This window comes from Mesoterricola sediminis, from assembly GCF_030295425.1.
Lineage (GTDB): Bacteria > Acidobacteriota > Holophagae > Holophagales > Holophagaceae > Mesoterricola > Mesoterricola sediminis.
On sequence record NZ_AP027081.1, the window covers coordinates 3,631,465 to 3,651,221 of the forward strand.

The 19,757-nt window shown below is 73.0% G+C and carries 12 protein-coding genes; 11 read left to right on the forward strand and 1 reads right to left on the reverse strand.

Features of this window, described 5'->3' with window-relative positions:
* Window positions 1-3 precede the first annotated feature (3 nt).
* The 4 genes from R2J75_RS15800 (at window position 4) to R2J75_RS15815 (ending at window position 10,578) form a co-directional block, all read left to right on the forward strand.
* Window positions 4-3,243 carry an alpha-mannosidase gene (locus tag R2J75_RS15800; RefSeq protein WP_316410564.1) on the forward strand — a complete coding sequence of 1,080 codons (3,240 nt, stop codon included), beginning with the start codon at window positions 4-6 and terminating at the stop codon, window positions 3,241-3,243.
* Between the two features lie 117 nt (window positions 3,244-3,360).
* Window positions 3,361-5,007, forward strand: coding sequence for a transporter substrate-binding domain-containing protein (locus R2J75_RS15805; protein WP_316410565.1), 1,647 nt, complete (start codon window positions 3,361-3,363; stop codon window positions 5,005-5,007).
* Between the two features lie 19 nt (window positions 5,008-5,026).
* Complete coding sequence (locus tag R2J75_RS15810; protein WP_316410566.1) at window positions 5,027-9,439, forward strand: response regulator; 4,413 nt, start codon at window positions 5,027-5,029, stop codon at window positions 9,437-9,439.
* Window positions 9,436-10,578 (forward strand): HD-GYP domain-containing protein, encoded by a 1,143-nt coding sequence (locus R2J75_RS15815; RefSeq protein ID WP_243329511.1) that lies wholly within the window; start codon window positions 9,436-9,438, stop codon window positions 10,576-10,578. Before R2J75_RS15810 ends, R2J75_RS15815 begins: the two co-directional genes overlap by 4 nt.
* On the opposite strand, the gene R2J75_RS15820 is transcribed toward R2J75_RS15815, so the two are convergent.
* Window positions 10,575-11,786, reverse strand: a complete 1,212-nt coding sequence (locus R2J75_RS15820; RefSeq protein WP_243346431.1) for a threonine/serine exporter family protein — start codon at window positions 11,784-11,786, stop codon at window positions 10,575-10,577. The genes R2J75_RS15815 and R2J75_RS15820 overlap by 4 nt on opposite strands.
* A gap of 74 nt (window positions 11,787-11,860) precedes the next feature.
* Between R2J75_RS15820 and R2J75_RS15825 the strand changes: the two genes are divergently transcribed.
* The 7 genes from R2J75_RS15825 (at window position 11,861) to ilvA (ending at window position 19,735) form a co-directional block, all read left to right on the forward strand.
* Window positions 11,861-12,526 (forward strand): (Fe-S)-binding protein, encoded by a 666-nt coding sequence (locus tag R2J75_RS15825; RefSeq protein ID WP_316410568.1) that lies wholly within the window; start codon window positions 11,861-11,863, stop codon window positions 12,524-12,526.
* A gap of 9 nt (window positions 12,527-12,535) precedes the next feature.
* Window positions 12,536-13,375, forward strand: coding sequence for a methylated-DNA--[protein]-cysteine S-methyltransferase (locus R2J75_RS15830; RefSeq protein WP_243329525.1), 840 nt, complete (start codon window positions 12,536-12,538; stop codon window positions 13,373-13,375).
* Window positions 13,376-13,469: 94 nt separating this feature from the next.
* On the forward strand, window positions 13,470-14,081 hold the full coding sequence (locus R2J75_RS15835) for a TetR/AcrR family transcriptional regulator (RefSeq protein ID WP_243346427.1): 612 nt from the start codon (window positions 13,470-13,472) through the stop codon (window positions 14,079-14,081).
* Window positions 14,078-15,415, forward strand: a complete 1,338-nt coding sequence (locus tag R2J75_RS15840; protein ID WP_316410570.1) for a TolC family protein — start codon at window positions 14,078-14,080, stop codon at window positions 15,413-15,415. Before R2J75_RS15835 ends, R2J75_RS15840 begins: the two co-directional genes overlap by 4 nt.
* 1 nt (window position 15,416) lies before the next feature.
* Entirely contained in the window at window positions 15,417-16,409 is a 993-nt protein-coding gene (locus R2J75_RS15845; protein ID WP_243329531.1) for an HlyD family secretion protein, read from the forward strand.
* Window positions 16,410-16,416: 7 nt separating this feature from the next.
* Complete coding sequence (locus R2J75_RS15850; RefSeq protein WP_243329533.1) at window positions 16,417-17,994, forward strand: DHA2 family efflux MFS transporter permease subunit; 1,578 nt, start codon at window positions 16,417-16,419, stop codon at window positions 17,992-17,994.
* 235 nt (window positions 17,995-18,229) lie between these two features.
* Window positions 18,230-19,735 carry a threonine ammonia-lyase, biosynthetic gene (gene ilvA, locus R2J75_RS15855; RefSeq protein ID WP_243329534.1) on the forward strand — a complete coding sequence of 502 codons (1,506 nt, stop codon included), beginning with the start codon at window positions 18,230-18,232 and terminating at the stop codon, window positions 19,733-19,735.
* The last annotated feature ends 22 nt before the right edge of the window (window positions 19,736-19,757 follow it).

The following is a 19,757-nucleotide window of genomic DNA, read 5'->3' on the forward strand; positions in this document are numbered from 1 at the left end:
CCCATGCGTTCCGCCTTCCGCGCCGCCGCCCTCACCGCCCTGGGCACCCTGCTCGCGGCCGCCCCCCCCGAGGCTCCCGACCTCGCCAAGGAGCGGACCCTCTTCCTCGTCAACTATTCCCACCTGGACACCCAGTGGCGGTGGGCCTACCCGCTCGTGGTCCGGCGCATGCTGAGGGACACCCTCTACGACAACTTCGCCATCATGGAGCAGAAGCCCGAGTACCTCTTCAACTGGACTGGCGCCGGACGCTACCAGATGTTCGAGGAGTACTATCCGGAGGAGTACGCCCGCCTCAAGGGCTACGTGGCCAAGGGCCAGTGGTGGCCCAGCAGCAACGCCTGGGAGGAGTGCGACGTGAACGTGCCGTCGTCCGAGTCCCTGTTCCGCCAGCTCCTCGTGGGCCACCGGTTCTTCAAGCGGGCCTTCGGCACCGAGAGCTACGATTTCATGCTGCCGGACTGCTTCGGGTTCCCGGCCTCCCTCCCCTCCATCCTGGCCCACGCCGGCCTGAAGGGCTTCTCCACCCAGAAGCTCACGTGGGGCTCCGCCGTGGGCGTGCCCTTCAACGTGGGCCGCTGGACCGGCCCCGACGGCAACGGGATCGTGGCCGCCCTCAACCCCGGCGCCTACGACGCCAGGCTCACCGAGCCCCTGGGAGGGCCGGCCTGGGTGGCCCGCCTCGACGCCAACGGCGCCAAGCTGGGCATCAAGGCCGACATGCTCTACAACGGCACCGGCGACGAGGGCGGCTCCCCCATGCCCGAGAGCATGGCCACCGTGTGGGCCTCCATGGCCAGCCCCGGCCCCGTGCGCATCGTCATGGGCCGCGCCGACCAGCTCTTCACCAGCATCACCCCCGACCAGCGCAAGGCCCTGCCCGAGTACCGGGGGGACCTGCTGCTCACGGAGCACTCCGCCGGATCCATCACCTCCCAGGCCTTCCTGAAGCGCCTGAACCGCGGGGACGAGCTCCTCGCCGACGCCGCGGAGAAGGCCAGCGCCGCCGCGGACCTCCTGGGCGGCTGCGCCTGGCCCAAGGCGACCCTGGACAAGGCCTGGGGCCTGATGCTCCGCAACCAGTTCCACGACATCCTGCCCGGGACCTGCCTGCCCAAGTCCTACGAATACGCCTGGAACGACGGCATCCTCGCGGCCCGCGCCTTCGAGGGCGCCCTCCACGACGGCGCCGCCGCCGTGGCCCGGGGCCTGGACACCCGCACCGGCGGGATCCCCCTCGTCGTCTTCAACCCCCTCGGCATCGACCGCGAGGACGTGGTGGAGGCCCTGCTCCCCGCCGGCCTCGAGGGCGACGGCGCCCTGGAGGCCGTGGACGGCGCCGGGAAGGCCACCCCCGCCCAGCGCACCGTCGGCGTGGACGGACGCCCCCGGGTCATCTTCGCCGCCAAGGTGCCCGCCGTGGGCTTCGCCGTCTACGGCCTGCGCCCCGGCAAGGCCCCCGCCCAGGGCCTCCTGAAGGCCGGCGCGGGCGCCCTCGAGAACGGCCGCTACCGGGCCACCCTGGACGCCGCCGGCGACCTGGCCAGCCTCTACGACAAGGAGGTGGGCCGGGAGCTCCTGGCCGCCCCCGCCCGCCTCGCGCTCCAGGAGGAGAAGCCCAACCGCTGGCCGGCCTGGAACATGGACTGGAAGGATCGCAGGAATCCGCCCCGCGCCTACGTGGGCGGCGCCGCCACCGTCCGCGTCCTGGAGGCCGGCCCCGTGCGGGTGGCCGTGGAAGTGGCCCGCGAGACCGAGGGTTCCCGCTTCGTCCAGGTCTACCGCCTCGCCGCCGGGGGCGCCGGCTCCCGCCTGGAGGTGGCCTGCGCCGTCGACTGGAAGTCCTCCCAGGCGAGCCTCAAGGCCGCCTTCCCCCTGGCCTCCGCCGCCCCCCGGGCCACGTACAGCTGGGACCTGGGCACCGTCGAGCGCGGAAACAACGACCCGAAGAAGTACGAGGTCCCCACCCACGGCTGGATGGACCTCACCGACCCCACCGGCGCCTTCGGCGTCACCGTGCTCACCGGCGCCAAGTACGGCACCGACAAGCCCGACGACGCGACCCTCCGCCTCACCCTCCTCTACACCCCCGGCGTGAACCGCGACTACCGCGAGCAGCGCTGGCAGGACTGGGGCCACCACGCCTTCACCTACGGCCTGGCCGGCCACGCCGGGGACTGGCGCAAGGGGCAGGCGCCCTGGCAGGCCCTCCGCCAGGACCAGCCCCTGGTGGCCTTCCAGGCTCCCGCCCATCCGGGCCCCCTGGGCAAGCGGCTCAGCCTCCTCGCCACCTCCTCGCCCCAGGTGGCCATCCAGGCCATCAAGCGCGCCGAGGACGGGGAGGGCTTCGTGGTCCGCCTCCAGGAACTGGAAGGCCGCCCTGCCAAGCACCTGGTCCTCCAGGGCGCCGGCGCCATCCAGGGCGCGGACGAACTGGACGGCCTCGAACGGCCCCTCCGGGCCCTGGCCCCCGCCAAGGGCGCCCTGGCCCTGGACTTCACCCCCTACCAGGTGCGGACCGTGGGCCTCCGCCTGAAGGCCCCGGCCCAGGTGCCGGCCCCCGCCGGCACGCCCCTGGCCCTGCCCTACGGCCTCCAGGCCTTCACCACCAACGACGACCGCGCTTCCGGGGCGCTGGACGGCCCCTTCACGAGCCTGCCCGCCGAGATGATCGGGGACACGGTGACCGCCGGCGGCGTGACCTTCCGCATGGGCCCCCTGGGCAAGGGCGCCAAGAACGCCCTGGCCTGCGACGGCCAGGTCCTGCCCCTCCCCGCGGGCACGACCCGGGTCCACCTCCTCGTGGCCGCCACCGGCGGCGACGTGAAGGCCGCCTTCACCGCCGGCGGCGCCGCGGCCACGGTGACCGTGCCCGACTGGCGCGGCTACCTGGGCTCCTGGGACAACCGCGTCTTCAAGGGGGAGGTCCCCGACCTGACCTACAGCGTCGACAACGACCTCGAGCGCATCGACCCGGCCTTCCTGCGGGAAGGCCGCCCCGCCTGGTGGGCCTCGCACCACCACGCCAAGGGGCAGGACGCCATCTACGAGTATGGCGTCCTCTACGCCGTGAGCGTCGAGGTGCCCGCGGGGGCCCCCGCCCTCGCCCTGCCGAAGGACGCGCGGGTGAAGGTGTTCGCGGCCACGGCCACGGCGGTGGACAACGCGGGCCTCAGGCCCCTCAGCCCGCTCCTCCCGGACCTGGCCCGGGACGCCTCGTTCAAGGCGCGCTTCGGCAAATAGAGGAATCCAAGTCCATTTCGTGGTCGGACTCCTCGATCCCGGGGGGCGGAATGGCGCGCGCCGGCGGAAGGGCCTACACTGCATCGGTCGCTCCAGCCCATCCCCCCCGGGATCCCCATGCCCAGTCCTCCAGCCCCACGCCCACGCGGGACGCCGTTCCGGGGTCTCGCCGCGGCCGCGCTGGCCCTCCTCGCCCTCGCGGGCCCGCCGGGGCGGGCCCAGGTCCAGGAGCGGTCCGCCCTCGGCCTGACCCCGGAGGAATGGACCTTCGTGGCCGGCCGGAAGATCCGCATCGCCGTGGACGCGGCCCGGCCGCCCTTCGAATACGTGGACGAGCGGGGACGCTACGCGGGCCTCTGCGCCGACTACATGCGGTCCGCGGCGAGGACCCTGGGCCTCGACCTGGAGATCGTCCCGGGGCTGCCCGCGGGCGAGGCCGTCGCCAGGGCCGAGGCGGGCGAGATCGATGTGATCCCCAAGATCACGCCCACCCCCGAGCGCGGCCGGTCCATCCTCTTCACGGCGCCCTACGTCACCTTCCCTTCCGTGATCGTGACCCGGGCCGACTTCCGGGAGGTGGCCGGCCTGGATGACCTGGACGGGCTCCGCGTGGGCGTCGTCAAGGGGCTCGTGGTGGAGGAGGTCCTCCGCCGCGACAGGCCGCGCCTGCCCCTGGAGGAGGCGCCCAACGTGAAGGAAGGGCTTCTCCGGCTCAGCACCGGGCAACTGGACGCCTTCATCGACAACCTGGGCACGGTCAGCCACGGCATCGACACCCTGGGCCTCACCAACCTCCGGATCGCCGCCCGGACCCCGTACGGCCACGACCTCGCCTTCGGGGTGCGCCGGGACATGCCCCTGCTCCGCTCCGCCCTGGACAAGGCCCTGGCCGGCATGCCCGCCTCGGAGCGGAACGCCATCAAGCGGCGCTGGGTGCCCGTGCTCGACCGCGCCGGCCTGGATTGGCGGGCCCTCGCGCCCTACGCCGCCGCGGTCGTCGCCCTCCTCGCGGGCATCCTGGCCTGGAACCGCCACCTCAAGGGGGTGGTCCGGGAACGGGAGCGCATCCAGGCCGAACTGCGGGAGCACGCCGCGCGCCTCGAGGCCCAGGCGCGCCTGAAGGCCCAGGTGGCCCAGGTGTCGGCCAGCCTCCAGGCCGCGCGCACCCGCACGGACCTGGCCGAGGCCTTCCTGGGCCAGGCGGCGCCCCTCCTGGGGGCCCAGTACGGGGTCTTCCACGTCCTGGACGGGCCGGAGGTCCTGACCCCGGTCGCCACCTACGGCGGGGCCGGCGTGGAATGGGAGCTCGGCCCGGTGGCCCTGGGCCAGGGCCTAGTGGGCCAGTGCGCCCTCGCGGGCGCCCCGGTGGAACTGGACGACCCCGGGGGCATCCCCCTGCGCCTCGCGGCCGGCTGGGGGACCCTCGCGCCGCGCCGCCTCAGGTTCGAGCCCATCCGCAGCAAGGACCGCACCCTCGGCGTGCTCACCCTGGCCTTTCTGGGGGCCTTCCCCCCGGAACGGCGGGACCTGCTCGCGGAACTCCTGCCCATGCTCGCCCTGAACCTGGAGATCCTCGCGGGGCACCTGGAGACGGCGCGGCTCCTGGAGGCGGCCCGGACCCAGACCCGGGACCTGGACACGCGCCTGGACGCCCTTGCCCGTCTGGCCGGGGCGGCCCAGGACCGGGATGCCCGGCTCGCCCTGCTCCAGGGGGGCATCGACGCCCTGCGGGTCCGCTGCGCGGCCCCGCCCCACCAAGGCTGAACCGGAGGAGGGACCGCACGTGTGGCGCCCGTACACCAACCTGAGCATCCGGACCAAGGTCGCCATGGCCCTCCTTCCCATGGTGGTGCTCGTGGTCCTGGCCACCCTGCACGCCTCCGTGCAGATGCGGCGGGTGGAGCGCCGGTACACCGAGCTGGCCGCCCACCAGGGGCAGGCCCAGATCGCCCTGGCCCGGGCCAACCAGCGCCTGTACCGCTTCGGCATGAGCCTGTACCGGGGGGCCTCCGGCGGCGACGAGGCCGGCCTGCGCCAGGCCGAGGCGGACATGGAGGACGCCTACCGGGAGTTCCATGGCTTCATGAACGAAGCCATGGCCGCCGTGCCGGACCGGGCGGCGCGCATCGCCAAGGCCCACGACCAGGCCGACGAGATCATGACCGGGATCCGCCCCCTTCTCGCCCGGGCGGCCCAGGGTGACCGGGGGGCCCTGCGGGACCTCCAGGCCCCCCGCCACGCCAACCGCCTGGAGACCGCGCGGGCCCTCACCACGGCCCAGGTGGACGAGCTGAAGCTGGAGGCCAGCGGGCTGCGCCGGGACTACGCGCGCAGGACGGACCGGACGGTCCTCGTCACCTGGATCGTCATCGCCCTCGGCCTGCTGGGGTCGAGCCTCGCCACCTTCCTCGTGGCCCGGCAGGAGGTGGTGGAGGTCATGCTCTCCCTCCGCCGCAGCATCCTCGCCATGGCCGAGGGGCGCAACGAAGAGCCCATCGACCGGCTCGACCAGGCCAACGAGACCGGGGAGATGGCCCGGGCCCTGGCGGGGCTGCAGCGCACCGCCCAGGACCAGGAGATCCAGGCCTGGGTGAAGGCCCAGGCCGGACGGCTCATCGAGCGGCTCCAGGCCGCCCGGGACTTCGAAGCCTTCACCGCCGAGCTCATGGCCTGGATCTCGGCCCGCATCCCCATCCTCTACGGAGCCCTCTACGTGGCCGAGGACGACGGGCCCGCCTACGTCCGGGCCGGGGGGTACGCCCTCGCGGACCCCGCCCACGGACGGTCCTTCCGCAAGGGGGAGGGGCTCGTGGGCCAGGCGGCGGCCGACGGGCGGCCCCTGTTCCTGGACACGGGCGCCGACCAGGACCTGGAGATCCAGGCCGGCCTCGGCCGGCTCCAGGTGCGCTGCCTCGTGATCCTGCCGATGCTGGACCAGGAGACCGTGGCCGGCGTGCTGGAGCTGGCCCTGCGGGATCCCCTGGGGCGGCGCCAGCGGGCCCTGCTGGACGAGGCCCTGCCGGTGCTGGCCGCCAACGTCCTGATCCTCGCGGGCAACCTCCGGACCCGTCGCCTCCTGGAGGCCACCCGGATCCAGGCCGAGACCCTGGCCGTGTCCGAGACCCAGCTGAAGGCCCGCAAGGAGGAACTGGAGGCCGCCAACGAGCGCATGGAGACCCAGGCCCTCCGCCTCGCCGAGGCCGAGGAGCGGTCCCGCCTCATCCTCGCGTCGGTGGACGAGGGGATCGTGGGCCTGGACATGGACGGGCGCATCTCCTTCATCAACTCCGCCGGCTGCCGCATGCTGGGCTACGGCCCGGAGGAACTCACCGGCCGCAGGCTCCACGCTGAACTCCACCACAGCCACGAGGACGGCAGCCCCTACCCGGTGGAGGCCTGCCCCATGTACCTCACCGCCCTGGACGGCCAGCCCCGCCTGGTCAGCGACGAGGTGATGTGGCGCAAGGACGGCACGGCCGTTCCCGTGGAATACGCCACCACGCCCGTGCTGAAGGACGGCGGCAGCGTGGGCTCGGTGGTGGCCTTCCGGGACATCGGCGCCCGCAAGGCCGCGGAGCGCGCCGCCCTGACCGCCCAGGAGGAGGTGCGCAAGGCCAAGCTCCTCGCCGAGGCGGCCCTGGATCTCAGCCGCTCGGGCTACTGGGAGCAGGACTGCGCCGACCCGGACCACTACGTCAACTCCGACCGGAACACCCAGATCCACGGCCTCGCCCCCCGGCCCGGACGCCGTTACCACCTGGCCAACGACTGGCTCGCCGGGGTCCGGGCCGTGGACCCCGCCGCCGCCGACGCGGCCGCGGCCCATTTCGCCCGGGTCCTGGAGGGGGCCGAACCGGCCTACGACGTCACCTACCCCTTCCTGCGGCCCTCGGACGGCCAGGTCGTGTGGATCCGGGCCAAGGGCACCCTGCAGCGCGACCCCGACGGCTCCCCGCGCTCGTTCTTCGGGGTGGCCCAGGACATCACGGAGATCAAGAAGGCCGAACTGGAGATCCTCGAGGCCAAGCGCCTCGCCGAGGCGGCCTCCCAGGCCAAGGCCGAATTCCTGGCCAACATGAGCCATGAGATCCGGACGCCCATGAACGCCATCATCGGCATGGCCCACCTGGCCCTGCGCACCGGCCAGGATCCCCGCCAGAAGGACTACCTGCGGAAGATCCAGCAGTCCGGACAGCACCTGCTGGGCATCATCAACGACATCCTGGACTTCTCCAAGATCGAGGCCGGCAAGCTCTCGGTGGAGGCCACCGAGGTCCGCCTGGACAAGGTCCTGGAGAACGTGGCCACCCTCATCTCCCAGAAGACCCAGGCCAAGGGGCTGGAGCTGGTGCTCGACGTGGCGCGGGACGTGCCAGGGGACCTGGTGGGCGATCCCCTCCGCCTGGGCCAGATCCTCGTCAACTACGCCAACAACGCCGTCAAGTTCACCGAGTCGGGCGAGATCGACATCCGCGTCCGGGTCCAGGAGGACCTGGGGGCCGAGGTCGTCCTCCGCTTCGAGGTGCGGGACACGGGGATCGGCCTGACCGAGGAGCAGCAGGGCCGCCTCTTCCAGAGCTTCCAGCAGGCGGATTCCTCCACCACGCGCCGCTACGGCGGCACGGGCCTGGGGCTGGCCATCTCCCGGCGCCTCGCGGAGCTCATGGGCGGCACCGTGGGCGTGGAGAGCGAGCCCGGGCGGGGGTCCACGTTCTGGTTCACGGCCCGGCTGGGCCGGGGCCAGGCGCGCCGCCCCCTCCTCCCCCGCCCCGACCTGCGGGGCCGCCGGGTCCTCGTCGCCGACGACAACGACAGCGCCCGGCAGGTCCTGGTGGACCTCCTGGGCGCCATGGGCTTCCGGCCCGAGGCGGTGGGCTCCGGGGCCGAGGCGGTGGCCGCCGTCCAGGGCGCCCCCGGGACCGAGCCCTTCGAGGCGGTCTTCCTGGACTGGCGGATGCCGGGCCTGGACGGGCTGGAGGCGGGCCGCGCCATCCAGGCCCTGCCCCTGGCGCCGCGGCCCCACCTGGTGATGGTCACCGCCTACGGCCGCGAGGAGGTCCTGGCCGGGGCCGAGGCCGCCGGGTTCGACGACATCCTCATCAAGCCCGTGTCGCCCTCCATGCTCTTCGACGCGGTGATGCGCGCCTTCCACGCGGGCGGCGCCGACGAGCAGGCGGAGGCCCGCGGCCCGGCCCCGGCGGCCGTGGCCGGCCTGGAGGGCGTCCGGGTCCTCCTGGCCGAGGACAACGCCTTCAACCAGCAGGTGGCCACGGAGCTGCTCGCGGAGGCGGGCGCCGAGGTGGAGGTGGCCCCCGACGGCGCCGCGGCCGTGGAGATGGCCCTCGCCGGCGCCTACGACGCCGTCCTCATGGACATGCAGATGCCGGTGATGGACGGCCTGGCCGCGACCCGGAGGCTCCGGGAGGCGGGCTTCGCCCTCCCCATCATCGCCATGACGGCCAATGTCATGCAGGCCGACCGCGACCGCTGCGCCGAGGCCGGCATGGACGACTACGTGGCCAAGCCCATCGACCCCGACGAGCTCTTCGCCGCCCTGGCGCGCCGCGTCCGGCGCCAGGCCCCGCCCCCTGCCCCGGCCGCGCCCGCCGGGGACCTGCCCGCGGTCCCGGGCCTGGACGCGGCCCTGGGCCTCAAGCGCATGCGGGGCCGCCGGGACCTGTACCTGGAGATGCTCCGGGTCTTCTGCGAGGGCCAGGGCGGCGACGCCCAGGCCATCCGCGAGGCCCTGGCCCGGGGGGACGCGGCCGCCGCCCAGCGGGTGGCCCACACCCTCAAGGGGGTCGCCGGCAACATCGGGGCGGCCGGCCTCCAGGCGGCGGCGGAAACCGTGGAGGCCCGCCTGCGGGACGGCCTCCCCGCGCGCCGCGAGCTGGCCACCCTGGAAACCGGGCTGGCGGCGCTCATCGCGGCCCTGCGGCCCCTCCTCCCCGCCCCCGCGCCGGCGGACCCGGCCCCCGGGGACCTGGTGGCCCGCCTCCGCCAGCTCCTGGCGGACAACGACCCCGAAGCGGAAGAGCTGGCGGCTGCCCACCCGGAGCCGCTGAAGGCCGCCCTGGGGGACCGGGCGGAGGCCGTCCTGGCCGCCGTCCGCGCCTTCGCATTCGACCAGGCCCTCGCCCTCCTCCCTGACGGGGAGCCGGGCGCCCGCCCCGATCCCGGCCGAGGAACGCCATGACCGACGACCTGCGCAAGACCCTCCTCGTGGTGGACGACACCCCGGACAACCTCAAGCTCATGGGGGGCCTCCTCAAGGACCGCTACCGCGTGCGGATCGCCAACAGCGGCCCCAAGGCCCTCGCCGTGGCCGCCGCGGACCCAGCGCCCGACCTCATCCTGCTGGACATCATGATGCCCGGCATGGACGGCTACGAGGTCTGCCGCGGCCTGAAGGCCGACCCCCGCACCCGCGACATCCCGGTGATCTTCCTGACGGCCATGACCGCGGAGGAGAGCGAGGAGAAGGGCCTCGCCCTGGGCGCGGTCGACTACATCACCAAGCCCATCAGCCCCCCCATCGTCCTGGCCCGGGTGGAGGCCCATCTGCGCCTCAAGGAGAGCGCGGACTTCCTGCGGGACAAGGCCGTCTTCCTGGAGTCCGAGGTGGCGCGGCGGACCCGGGACATCACCGCCATCCAGGACGTGACCATCCTGGCGATGGCCTCCCTGGCCGAGACCCGGGACACGGACACCGGGAACCACATCCGCCGCACCCAGGCCTACGTGAAGGCCCTGGCCGAGCACCTCGCCGGCAACCCCCGCTTCTCGGGGGAGCTGGACCCCGGCCGCATCGCCATGCTCTTCAAGTCGGCCCCCCTGCACGACATCGGCAAGGTGGGCATCCCCGACCGCATCCTCCTCAAGCCCGGACGCTTCACCCCCGAGGAGTTCGAGATCATGAAGACCCACGCCGCCCTGGGGCGGGAGGCCATCGAGCACGCCGAACGCGCCCTCGGCACCCCCGTGGAGTTCCTGGCCCTGGCCAAGGAGATCGCCTACGCCCACCACGAGAAGTGGGACGGCACCGGCTACCCCGAGGGCCTGAGCGGGGACGACATCCCCGTCTCGGCCCGCCTCATGGCCCTGGCCGACGTGTACGACGCCCTGATCAGCCGCCGGGTCTACAAGCAGGGCCTCCCCCACGCCGAAGCCGCCGGGATCATCCTCGCCGGGGCCGGCAGCCACTTCGACCCCGACGTGGCAGCCGCCTTCGACGCCCTCCAGCCCGAATTCCAGGCCATCGCCGCCGCCTTCGCCGACGCCGACTCCGACATGGAGCGCAAGAAGGCCTATCTCGACCTCTCGTCAGGAACCTAGAATCGGCGCCTCGGGACGAGGACGTTGGCCAGGAGGAGGCCCAGCATCAGGGCCACCGCCACGAAGATCGACTGGAATCCCGCCTGGAGGCCCTCCAGGGTCTGCTTGTGCAGCATGAGCAGGAAGCTCCGGAAGCCGAGGCTGCCGGGGAGGATGAGCATGAGGGATGGCAGCAGGAGGACGGCCCCTGGGCGCCGGGTGAGCTTGGCGTAGTGGTTGCAGGCGGCCCCCAGGGCCAGGGCGGCCGCGCCGGCCCCCACCTCGGGGCCCAGGAGGGCGGCGCCCGCCTTGGCGGCGGCGTAGGCCAGGAGGCTCGCCAGGAAGGTCCAGGGATAGTCGCGGCGGGCGCCCCGGAAGACCATGAGGAAGCCGAGGGAGGCGAGGGCGATGGCGGGCAGGACGGCCCAGGCCGGCAGGGGCGCCGGATCCGGCGGCGTCCCCCGCAGCCAGCCGCCGCCGATGCGCTGGCCGAGGGCCACGCCCGAAGCCATCAGGAGGAGGACGAAGCCCGTCCCCATCAGCCGGGAGGTGCCCGCGACCAGGTTCCCCGTGCCCAGTTCCTGCATGGAGACCAGGAGGCCCAGGCCGGGCACCAGCACGATGAAGCCGCTGAGGATGAGCACCGGATTCGACACGGCGGGGAAGAGGGCCCCCAGGGCCAGCCCGCCCAGGCTGCTGATGAGGCCCCCGGCGAGGGGCAGCAGGCTGATCTGGGTGCGGTGGCGGTCCAGCACCTGGGCGGCGATGCCCACCAGCAGGCCGATGACGGCGCTGAGGAGGGCTTCCCGCCAGCCGCCCCCGAACACCACGGCCATGCCCAGGGCCGACAGCGCGTAGGCGCCGGCCATGCGCCCCGGCCCGTGGCGGGGGGGCCGCGCGGTGAGGGCCTCCAGCTCCCGCAGGGCGGCCTCGGCCCCGATGCGGTCCGCCAGGACGCGGTCCACGAGGTCGCCCGTCTCGGCCAGCCGCTCCAGATCCGCCCCGTAGGCCGCCGTGCGGATGAGGTCCGTGCGCGCCGGGGCCCCGTCCCGGCCAAAGGTGGTCAGGAGGCCGGTCGGCGTGGCGTACACCGCCCCCTCCAGGCCCAGGTGCCGGGCGACCCGGCCCAGGGCCTCCTCCACCGTCTGGGCGCTCTCCCCGAAGGCCTGCAGGGTCTGCCCGAGGCGGAGGGTGAAGGCCAGTTCTGGGGAAGGGGCGGGCTGGGTCATGGCGGGACTCGAAGAGGGTAACACCCCGCAAGAATCGGGTCGCCACGGGAGCGGGCCGGCCCGAAGATGAATCCATGCTGAGATCCGATGCCCCCCACGTCTTCGCGCCCGGCTGCGCTCTCCTCCTTCACAAGCCCCACCTGGCAGCCCGCATCGGCGCCTTCCTGGGCCGCCCGGACCCGATGCCCGAGCACCTGACCTGCTGCCACCACACCCCGGACCTGGCCCCCGGCACCGTGGTCATCAACGTCTGTCCGGGTTGCGACCGGCGCTACCGGCAGGACTACCCGGGCATCCGCACCGTGTCCCTGTGGGAGGTCCTGGCCGAGTCCCTGGACTTCCCCTTCCCCGACTATGGGGGCCGCGCCATGGCCATCCAGGACGCCTGCCCCACCCGCACGGAGGACCGGGTCCACGCCGCCGTGCGGACCCTCCTCTCCCGCATGAACATCCGGGTGGTGGAGCCGGACCAGACGCGCACCCGGTCCGTGTGCTGCGGGGACAGCGCCTACGGCGCCCTGCCCGTGGACCAGGTGAAGGCCCAGATGACCCGCCGTGCCGCCTCCATGCCCTGCCCCGAAGTCGTGGTGTACTGCGTCTCCTGCGTCAAATCCATGCACCTGGGCGGCCGGAGGCCCCGCCACCTGGTGGATCTGCTCTTCGGCGAACCGACCCCCGTGGGCACCTGCGACCCCGACGCCTGGCACGCGGAGGTCCAGGCCTTCATCGACAGCCACTGAGAGGCTCCCATGTCCGACAGCGACTACAGCCGGGTGGCCCGGGTCATCCGGCACCTGGAAGAGCAGGCGGAAGACCAGCCCGATCTCGCCCGTCTGGCCAGCCTCGTGGGTCTGAGCCCCTTCCATGTGCAACGCATGTTCCACCGCTGGGCCGGCATCACCCCCAAGGCCTTCCTCCAGTGCCTGACCCTGGCCCGCGCCAAGGCGCAGTTGGCGGAGGCCCGGAGCCTCCTGGAGGCCAGCCAGGCCGTTGGCCTTTCGGGCACCGGCCGGCTCCATGACCTCTTCCTCAGCCTCGAGGCCATGACCCCCGGCGACTACAAGCGGGGCGGCGCTGGCCTGGTCCTGCGCTGGGGCCTCCACCCCACCCCCTTCGGCCCGGCCCTCTTCACGGCCACTCCCCGGGGTCTCTGCGGCCTCGCCTTCGTGGACGGGGACCCGGGACCCGCCCTCGCGGAGGTCCAGGCCGCCTGGCCCGGGGCCGTCCTCCGGGAGGACCCGGCCGCCACCGCCCCCCTGGCCCGGGAGGTGGATGCCCGGATGTCCGGCGGAACCCCCGGCCCCCTCGCCCTGGTCCTGAAGGGTTCCCCCTTCCAGGTCCAGGTGTGGAAGGCCCTGCTCCGCATCCCCGAAGGGCGGCTGGCCTCGTACCAGGTGCTCGCGGACCTGGCCGGCCACCCAGGGGCCGCCCGAGCTGCCGGCGGCGCCCTGGCCGCCAATCCCATCGCCTACCTCATCCCCTGCCACCGGGTCATCCGCAGCACCGGCGCCGTGGGCGACTACCACTGGGGTTCCGAGCGCAAGCGCCTCCTCCTGGCCGTGGAAGGCGCCCGGGCCCTCGCCGGGTGACCCACCCCTCCGCCCCGGGACCGGAGCGTTGAAATTCCCCCTTCCCAAATCAGAATTCAAATTCTAGAATTGGAATTCTGAAGGTGGGTGAGTCATGCGCATCTCCCGGAAAGACCTGGAACGCCAGCAGCGGAGGACCCTCCTCCTGGACGCGGCAGCCCGAGTGTTCGGACGCAAACCCTTCGACGAAGCGACCATGCAGGAGGTCGCCACCGAGGCCGAGATCGGCATGCAGGGGCTGTACGAGCACTTCCCGTCCAAGCAGGACCTGTACGAGCAACTCATGGAACGCCGGGCGGACATGTTCCGGCACCTGGCCGAGGAGGCGCTGGCGGGCCTCACCGAGCCCCTGGACCAGCTGTGGGCCCTGGCCCACGTCTACGCGCGCCAGTTCCGGGAGCAGCCCATGCTCCTGCCCATGTTCATCCGGGACCGGGTGAACCACGACTGGGGGGTCCAGTCCCGCTTCGGGGAGCGCCTCCAGGGCATCTACCAGGACGAGATCCGGCGCCTGAGGAACATCCTCCAGGCCGCCATCGACCGCGGCGCCGTGCGCCCCCTGGATCCCGGATTCCTGGCCCAGCTCTGCATGGCGGGCCTCGAGGCCTCCATGAACTTCAGCCACCACCATCCCGAGGAAGAGGTGACCACATGCGTAACCCGAGCCATGGACAGCCTGCTCTGCGGCGTGGGAGCCCGGCCGTGAGGGCCCTCCTCACCGGCGCCGCGCTGCTCCTGGCCGCGGCCCAGCTCCCCGCCGCCCCCCTCACCCTGCCGGAGGCCCTGCGCACCGCGGCCCGGAACAGCCTCAAGGCCGAGACGGCCCGGGTGGAGCGGGCCAAGGCCCTGGAGGAGACCGCGCAGGTCAAGAGCCTCTACCTCCCCGAGGTCGAGCTGGACGGCGGGCACCTCAACCTCCAGCACCAGCCCAAGCTCATGGGCGAGCCCCTCACCATCGCGGGCATGCACGTGGGCCCCCTGGTGAGTCCCCTGGCCGACACCTCCTCCTGGCGCTGGAAGCTCTCGGTCAACTACCTGGTCTACGACTTCGGCAAGCGCGGCCGCGCCCTGGACGCGGTCCGGAGCAAGGAGGCCGCCATCGGCGCCCGCGAGGACGGCGAGGTCCGCCGGACCCAGGCGGAGGTCGCCTCCCGCTACGTGGGCCTCCTGCACCTCAAGGCCCAGCGCCGGGTGCTCGCCCAGCGGCGGAAGGCCATCGAGGACCACCTGAAGATCGTGAAGGACCTGTACCAGCAGGGCGTGGTGGCCCGCAACGACCTCCTGCGCACGGAGGTGGCCCTGCGCACCGTGGGCGACGCCGAGCGCGCCCTCGACAGCGCCGAGTCCGGCGCCCGCGAGGCCCTCAACGTGGCCATGGGGCTCGATCCCGCCGCCGCGCTGGAACTCCCCGACGACCTCGCCGCGCCGCCGGCGGTGCCCTGGACCGAGACCGAGGCCCGGGCCCGCGCCGAGGCCGCCAACGAGGGCGTGAAGGCCCTCCAGGCCAAGGTGAAGGCCCTGGACAGCCAGGTCGCCCTGAAGCGCGGCGACTACACGCCCAATATCGTCGCCTCCGCCTTCCATTCGTACGAGCAGAACACCTGGACCCCCAACCCCAACCAGAACGGGCTCTACCTGGGGGTTTCCTGGAAACTCTTCGACGGCGCCCGGGCCTCGCGGGTCCGCGCCGCGGCCAGCGAGGCCGAGCTGGGCCGGCGGCAGCTCCGGGAGGCCGGTCACCAGGCCGGCAATGCCGCGGCCGCCGCCTGGCGCGAGTACCAGGTGGCCCTCCAGGAGGCCCGCACCTCCGAGGCCAACGTGGCGGCCTCCGAGGAGAACTTCCGCATCCTCGAGGACCAGTACCGGGAGGGCCTGGCCCCGAGCTCGGACGCCCTCGACGCGGAGGCCCTGCTCGCCGACAGCCGCTTCGCCCTCGCCGCCCGCCGCTACCGCGCCTACGCCCAGCAGGCCGCCCTGCTCGCCGTGATCGGCGAGGACCTGCCCGCCTTCTACGAACGTTCGACCGTCAAGGAGCCGTGACATGCTTTCGAAGAAGTGGATCTCACTCGCCGCCATCCTCGCCGTCGCCGCCGCCGGGACCGCCTGGGGCGTGGCCCGGTGGCGCCACGGCCAGGTCTTCATCGGGACCGACAACGCCTACGTCAAGGGGCACGTCACCTCCGTGGCCTCCCGCATCCCGGGGCCCCTGCTCACGGTGGAGGTGACCGACAACCAGTTCGTGCGGGCCGGCCAGGTCCTGGCCACCGTCGATCCCCGCGATTTCGACGCCAACGCCGCCCGGGCCGAGGCCTCCCTGCAGGAGGCGAGCTCCTCCGTGACCCTCGACCAGGCCCGCGTGGCCCAGGCCCAGGCCCAGGTCGAGGCCGCGCTCAGCCAGAAGAAGCTGGCGGAGACCGAACTCGCCCGGTTCAAGGCCCTCTACGAGCGCCAGTCCATCGCCAAGCAGAAGTTCGACCACGTCCAGACCCAGGCGGAGGTCGCCGGCGCGCAGGTGGACGCCGCCCGCAAGCAGGTCGCCGCCGCCCAGGGCCTCCTGAGCGTCAGCCGCGGCAAGGTCGCCGGCGCCCAGGCCGCGCTGGCCGCCGCCAAGCTCCAGCGCTCCTACTGCACCATCGTCGCCCCCTGCGACGGCTACGTGAGCCGCAAGATGGGCGAGGCCGGCATGGTCGTCGCCCCCGGCCAGCCCATCTGCGCCATCGTCCCCCTGGGCCAGGAGGAGGTCTGGATCGAGGCCAACTTCAAGGAGACCCAGCTCCGCCGCGTCCGCCCCGGCCAGCCCGTGAAGCTCGTGGCCGACCTGGACGAGAAGGCGGTCTTCGGGGGCCGGGTGGAGAGCATCTCCGCCGGCACCGGCGCCGCGTTCTCCCTGCTCCCCGCCGAGAACGCCACCGGCAACTGGGTGAAGGTCGTCCAGCGCGTGCCCGTGCGCATCAAGCTCGACCCGGGCGCGGATCCCGCGCACAGGCTGCGCCTGGGCCTCACCGTCAGCGCCGAGATCGACACCCGCGACTGAGCCCCCCATGAACGGCACCCTCTCCCTCGCCGCCAAGCACGGCCCGAGCTACAAGTGGCTGGTGGGCATCACGTGCATGCTCGGCACCTTCATGGAGGTGCTCGACACCTCCGTGGCCAACGTCGCGCTCCCCCACATCCAGGGGAACTTCGCGGCGGGCACCGACGAGATCACGTGGGTCATCACGAGCTACCTCGTGGCCAACGCCATCGTCCTGCCCATCACGGGGTGGCTGGCCAACCAGTTCGGCCGGAAGCGCTTCTACCTCGTCTGCCTGGCGGTCTTCACCCTGGCCTCCCTGGCCTCGGGCCTGGCCCCCACCCTCTGGTTCCTCATCCTCATGCGGGTGATCCAGGGCCTCGCGGGCGGCGCCATGGTCCCCATGTCCCAGGCCATCACCCTGGACGCCTTCCCCGAGGAGGAGAAGGGCTACGGCGCCGCCCTCTACGGCATGGGCGCCATCTGCGGCCCCATCGCCGGGCCCCTCCTGGGCGGCTGGCTCACCGACAACTGGTCCTGGCCGTGGATCTTCTACATCAACATCCCGGCCGGCCTCATCGCCTTCTACATGGCCTACACCCTCATCGAGGACCCGCCCTACCTGGAGAAGCCCGAAGGCAGGGTGGACTGGCAGAGCCTGGTCTTCATCGCCGTGGGCCTGGGCTGCCTCGAAGTCTTCCTCAACCGGGGCGACCGCTACGACTGGTTCGAGAGCACCTTCATCCAGGTCTTCGCGGGCACGGCCTTCCTGGGCCTCGCCCTCTTCATCTGGCGCTCCTTCACGGCCGAGAACCCCCTGGTGGACCTGCGGGTGTTCAAGCTCCGGGAATTCTCCAGCGGCATGATCCTGATCTTCCTGGCCAGCTTCGGGATGTACGGGGCCTTCGTGTGCCTGCCCCTGTTCGTGCAGACCCTCCTGAACTACACCCCGACCTGGGCCGGCATCATCCTCGCGCCGGCCGGCGTCGCCTCCATCGTGGCCATGGGCCTCGCGGGGGCCAGCGCGGGCCGGGTGGACGTGCGCATCCTCGTCGGCACGGGCTTCGCGGCCCTCATCATCAGCATGTGGATGCTCACCCACCTGAGCCTGGGCGTGGGCATCTCCTGGATGATCATCGCCTGGATCTTCCAGGGCTTCGGCCTGGGCCTCGTCCTCGTCCCCCTCGCCACCGAGACCATCATCCGGGTGCCGCCCAAGCTCATCGGCGTCTCCTCGGGCATGTTCAACCTCCTGCGCAACGAGGGCGGCAGCGTGGGCATCGCCATCTGCACCACGATCCTCACCCAGCGGGCCCAGTTCCACCACGCCCGCCTCGCGGAGTGGATCACCCCCTACAATCCCGTGGCCCAGCACGGCCTCGTGGCCATGACCGCGGGCCTCTATCCCCGGGCGGGCATGGACCCGCTGACCACCGGCAAGCTCTCCGTGGGGCTCGTCGGGGGCGAGGTGACGCGCCAGGCCTTCGTGATGAGCTTCAACGACGTCTTCGCCTTCATCGTGCTGGTCTTCGTGGTGGCCGTGCCCTTCGTGCTGTTCTGCAAGAGCCCCGGCAAGCGCCAGGCCGGCGCCGTGATGGTGCACTAAGGCCGGCGTTATGGGTCCATCCGGAATTCGAAAACGGGGGCCGGTCCGTGGACCCGGGCCGGGGCGGGGGCGAGAATGGGGCCATGACCGTCCTCCCCCCCGCCGCCGCCTCCGCCCGCCAGGGCCGGACGATCCGCATTCGCATTCCCGGGTGATCCGGACGGCCCGCCGCGGCCCCGATCACCGCCCCGACCCGCTCCGGCGGGTCGTTTCATGTCACCCCCAGGACCCGCCCATGCCCGCCGCCCCGATCCTTTCCGCCATGCTGACCGCCCCCGTGTACGAGGTGGCCCTGGAGACCCCCCTGCAGGCGGCCCCCATCCTCTCGGCGGCCCTGGGCCACCGGGTCTGGCTGAAACGGGAGGACCTGCAGCCGGTCCACTCGTTCAAGCTCCGGGGCGCCTATGTGAAGATGGCCCGCCTGTCCCCCGAGGCCCGGGCCCGGGGGGTGGTGGCCGCCTCGGCGGGGAACCACGCCCAGGGGGTGGCCCTGGCCGCAAGCCGGCTGGGATGCCAGGCCGTCATCGTCATGCCCGTCACCACCCCCGTCCTCAAGGTGGAAGCCGTCCGCAGGCTGGGCGCGGAGGTGCGCCTCCACGGCGACACCTTCGACGAAGCCGCCGCCTTGGCCCGGACCCTGGCGGAGGGCGGCCTCACCCCCGTGCCCCCCTACGACGATCCCGACGTCATCGCCGGCCAGGGGACGGTGGGCCTGGAACTGCTCCGCCAGCGGCCCGGGGGCCTCGACGCGGTGTTCGTCCCGGTGGGCGGGGGCGGCCTCATCGCGGGCGTGGCCACCTGCCTGAAGCAGCTCGCGCCCCAGGTGAAGGTGATCGGCGTGGAGCCGGCCGACTCCGACTGCCTCGCCCGGGCGCTGGAGGCGGGACGCCCCGTGAGCCTCGATCATCCGGGGCTCTTCGCGGACGGGGTGGCGGTGCGCCAGGTCGGGGCCCTGCCCTTCACCCTCTGCCGGGACACGGTGGACGAGGTGGTGCGCGTGGGCACGGACGAGATCTGCGCGGCCATCAAGGACGTGTTCTGCGAGAACCGCTCCCTCCTGGAGCCCAGCGGGGCCCTCGCGGTGGCGGGACTCCGGACCTGGGCCGCGGGCCGGCGGAACCTGGACCTGGCCGCCATCCTCAGCGGGGCCAACCTGGACTTCGACCGGCTCCGCTTCGTGGCGGAGCGCGCCGGCACCGGCGACTCGGTGGAGGCGGTGCTGGCCGTCACCATCCCCGAGCGCCCCGGGAGCTTCCTGGCCTTCTGCGAGCTGATCGGCCAGCGCCCCATCACCGAATTCAACTACCGGCGCTCGGATCCCGAGGCCGCGCACGTCTTCGTGGGGGTGAAGGCCGGGGGCCGCGCCGAGGCCCGGGAGCTCGTGGATCGCCTGCGCGGCGCTGGCCTCGGGGCCCTGGACCTCACCGACGACGAGCTCGCCAAGACCCACCTCCGGCACATGACCTGGGGCCGGGCCCCGGACCCCGGCCGGGAGCATCTCTTCCGGTTCGAGTTCCCCGAGCGCCCCGGCGCCCTCCTCAAGTTCCTCCGCCGCATGGCGCCGGGCTGGGACATCACCCTGTTCCACTACCGCAACCACGGCGCGGACGTGGGGCGCGTCCTGGCGGGCCTCCTCGTCCCCCCCGAGGACGAGGCGGACCTCCTCGACGCCCTCGCCGACCTGGGCTATCCCTGGGTGGACGAGACGGCCAGTCCCGCCTACCGGGCCCTGCTGCTCTAGACATCATGGAGTGGCCCCGCAA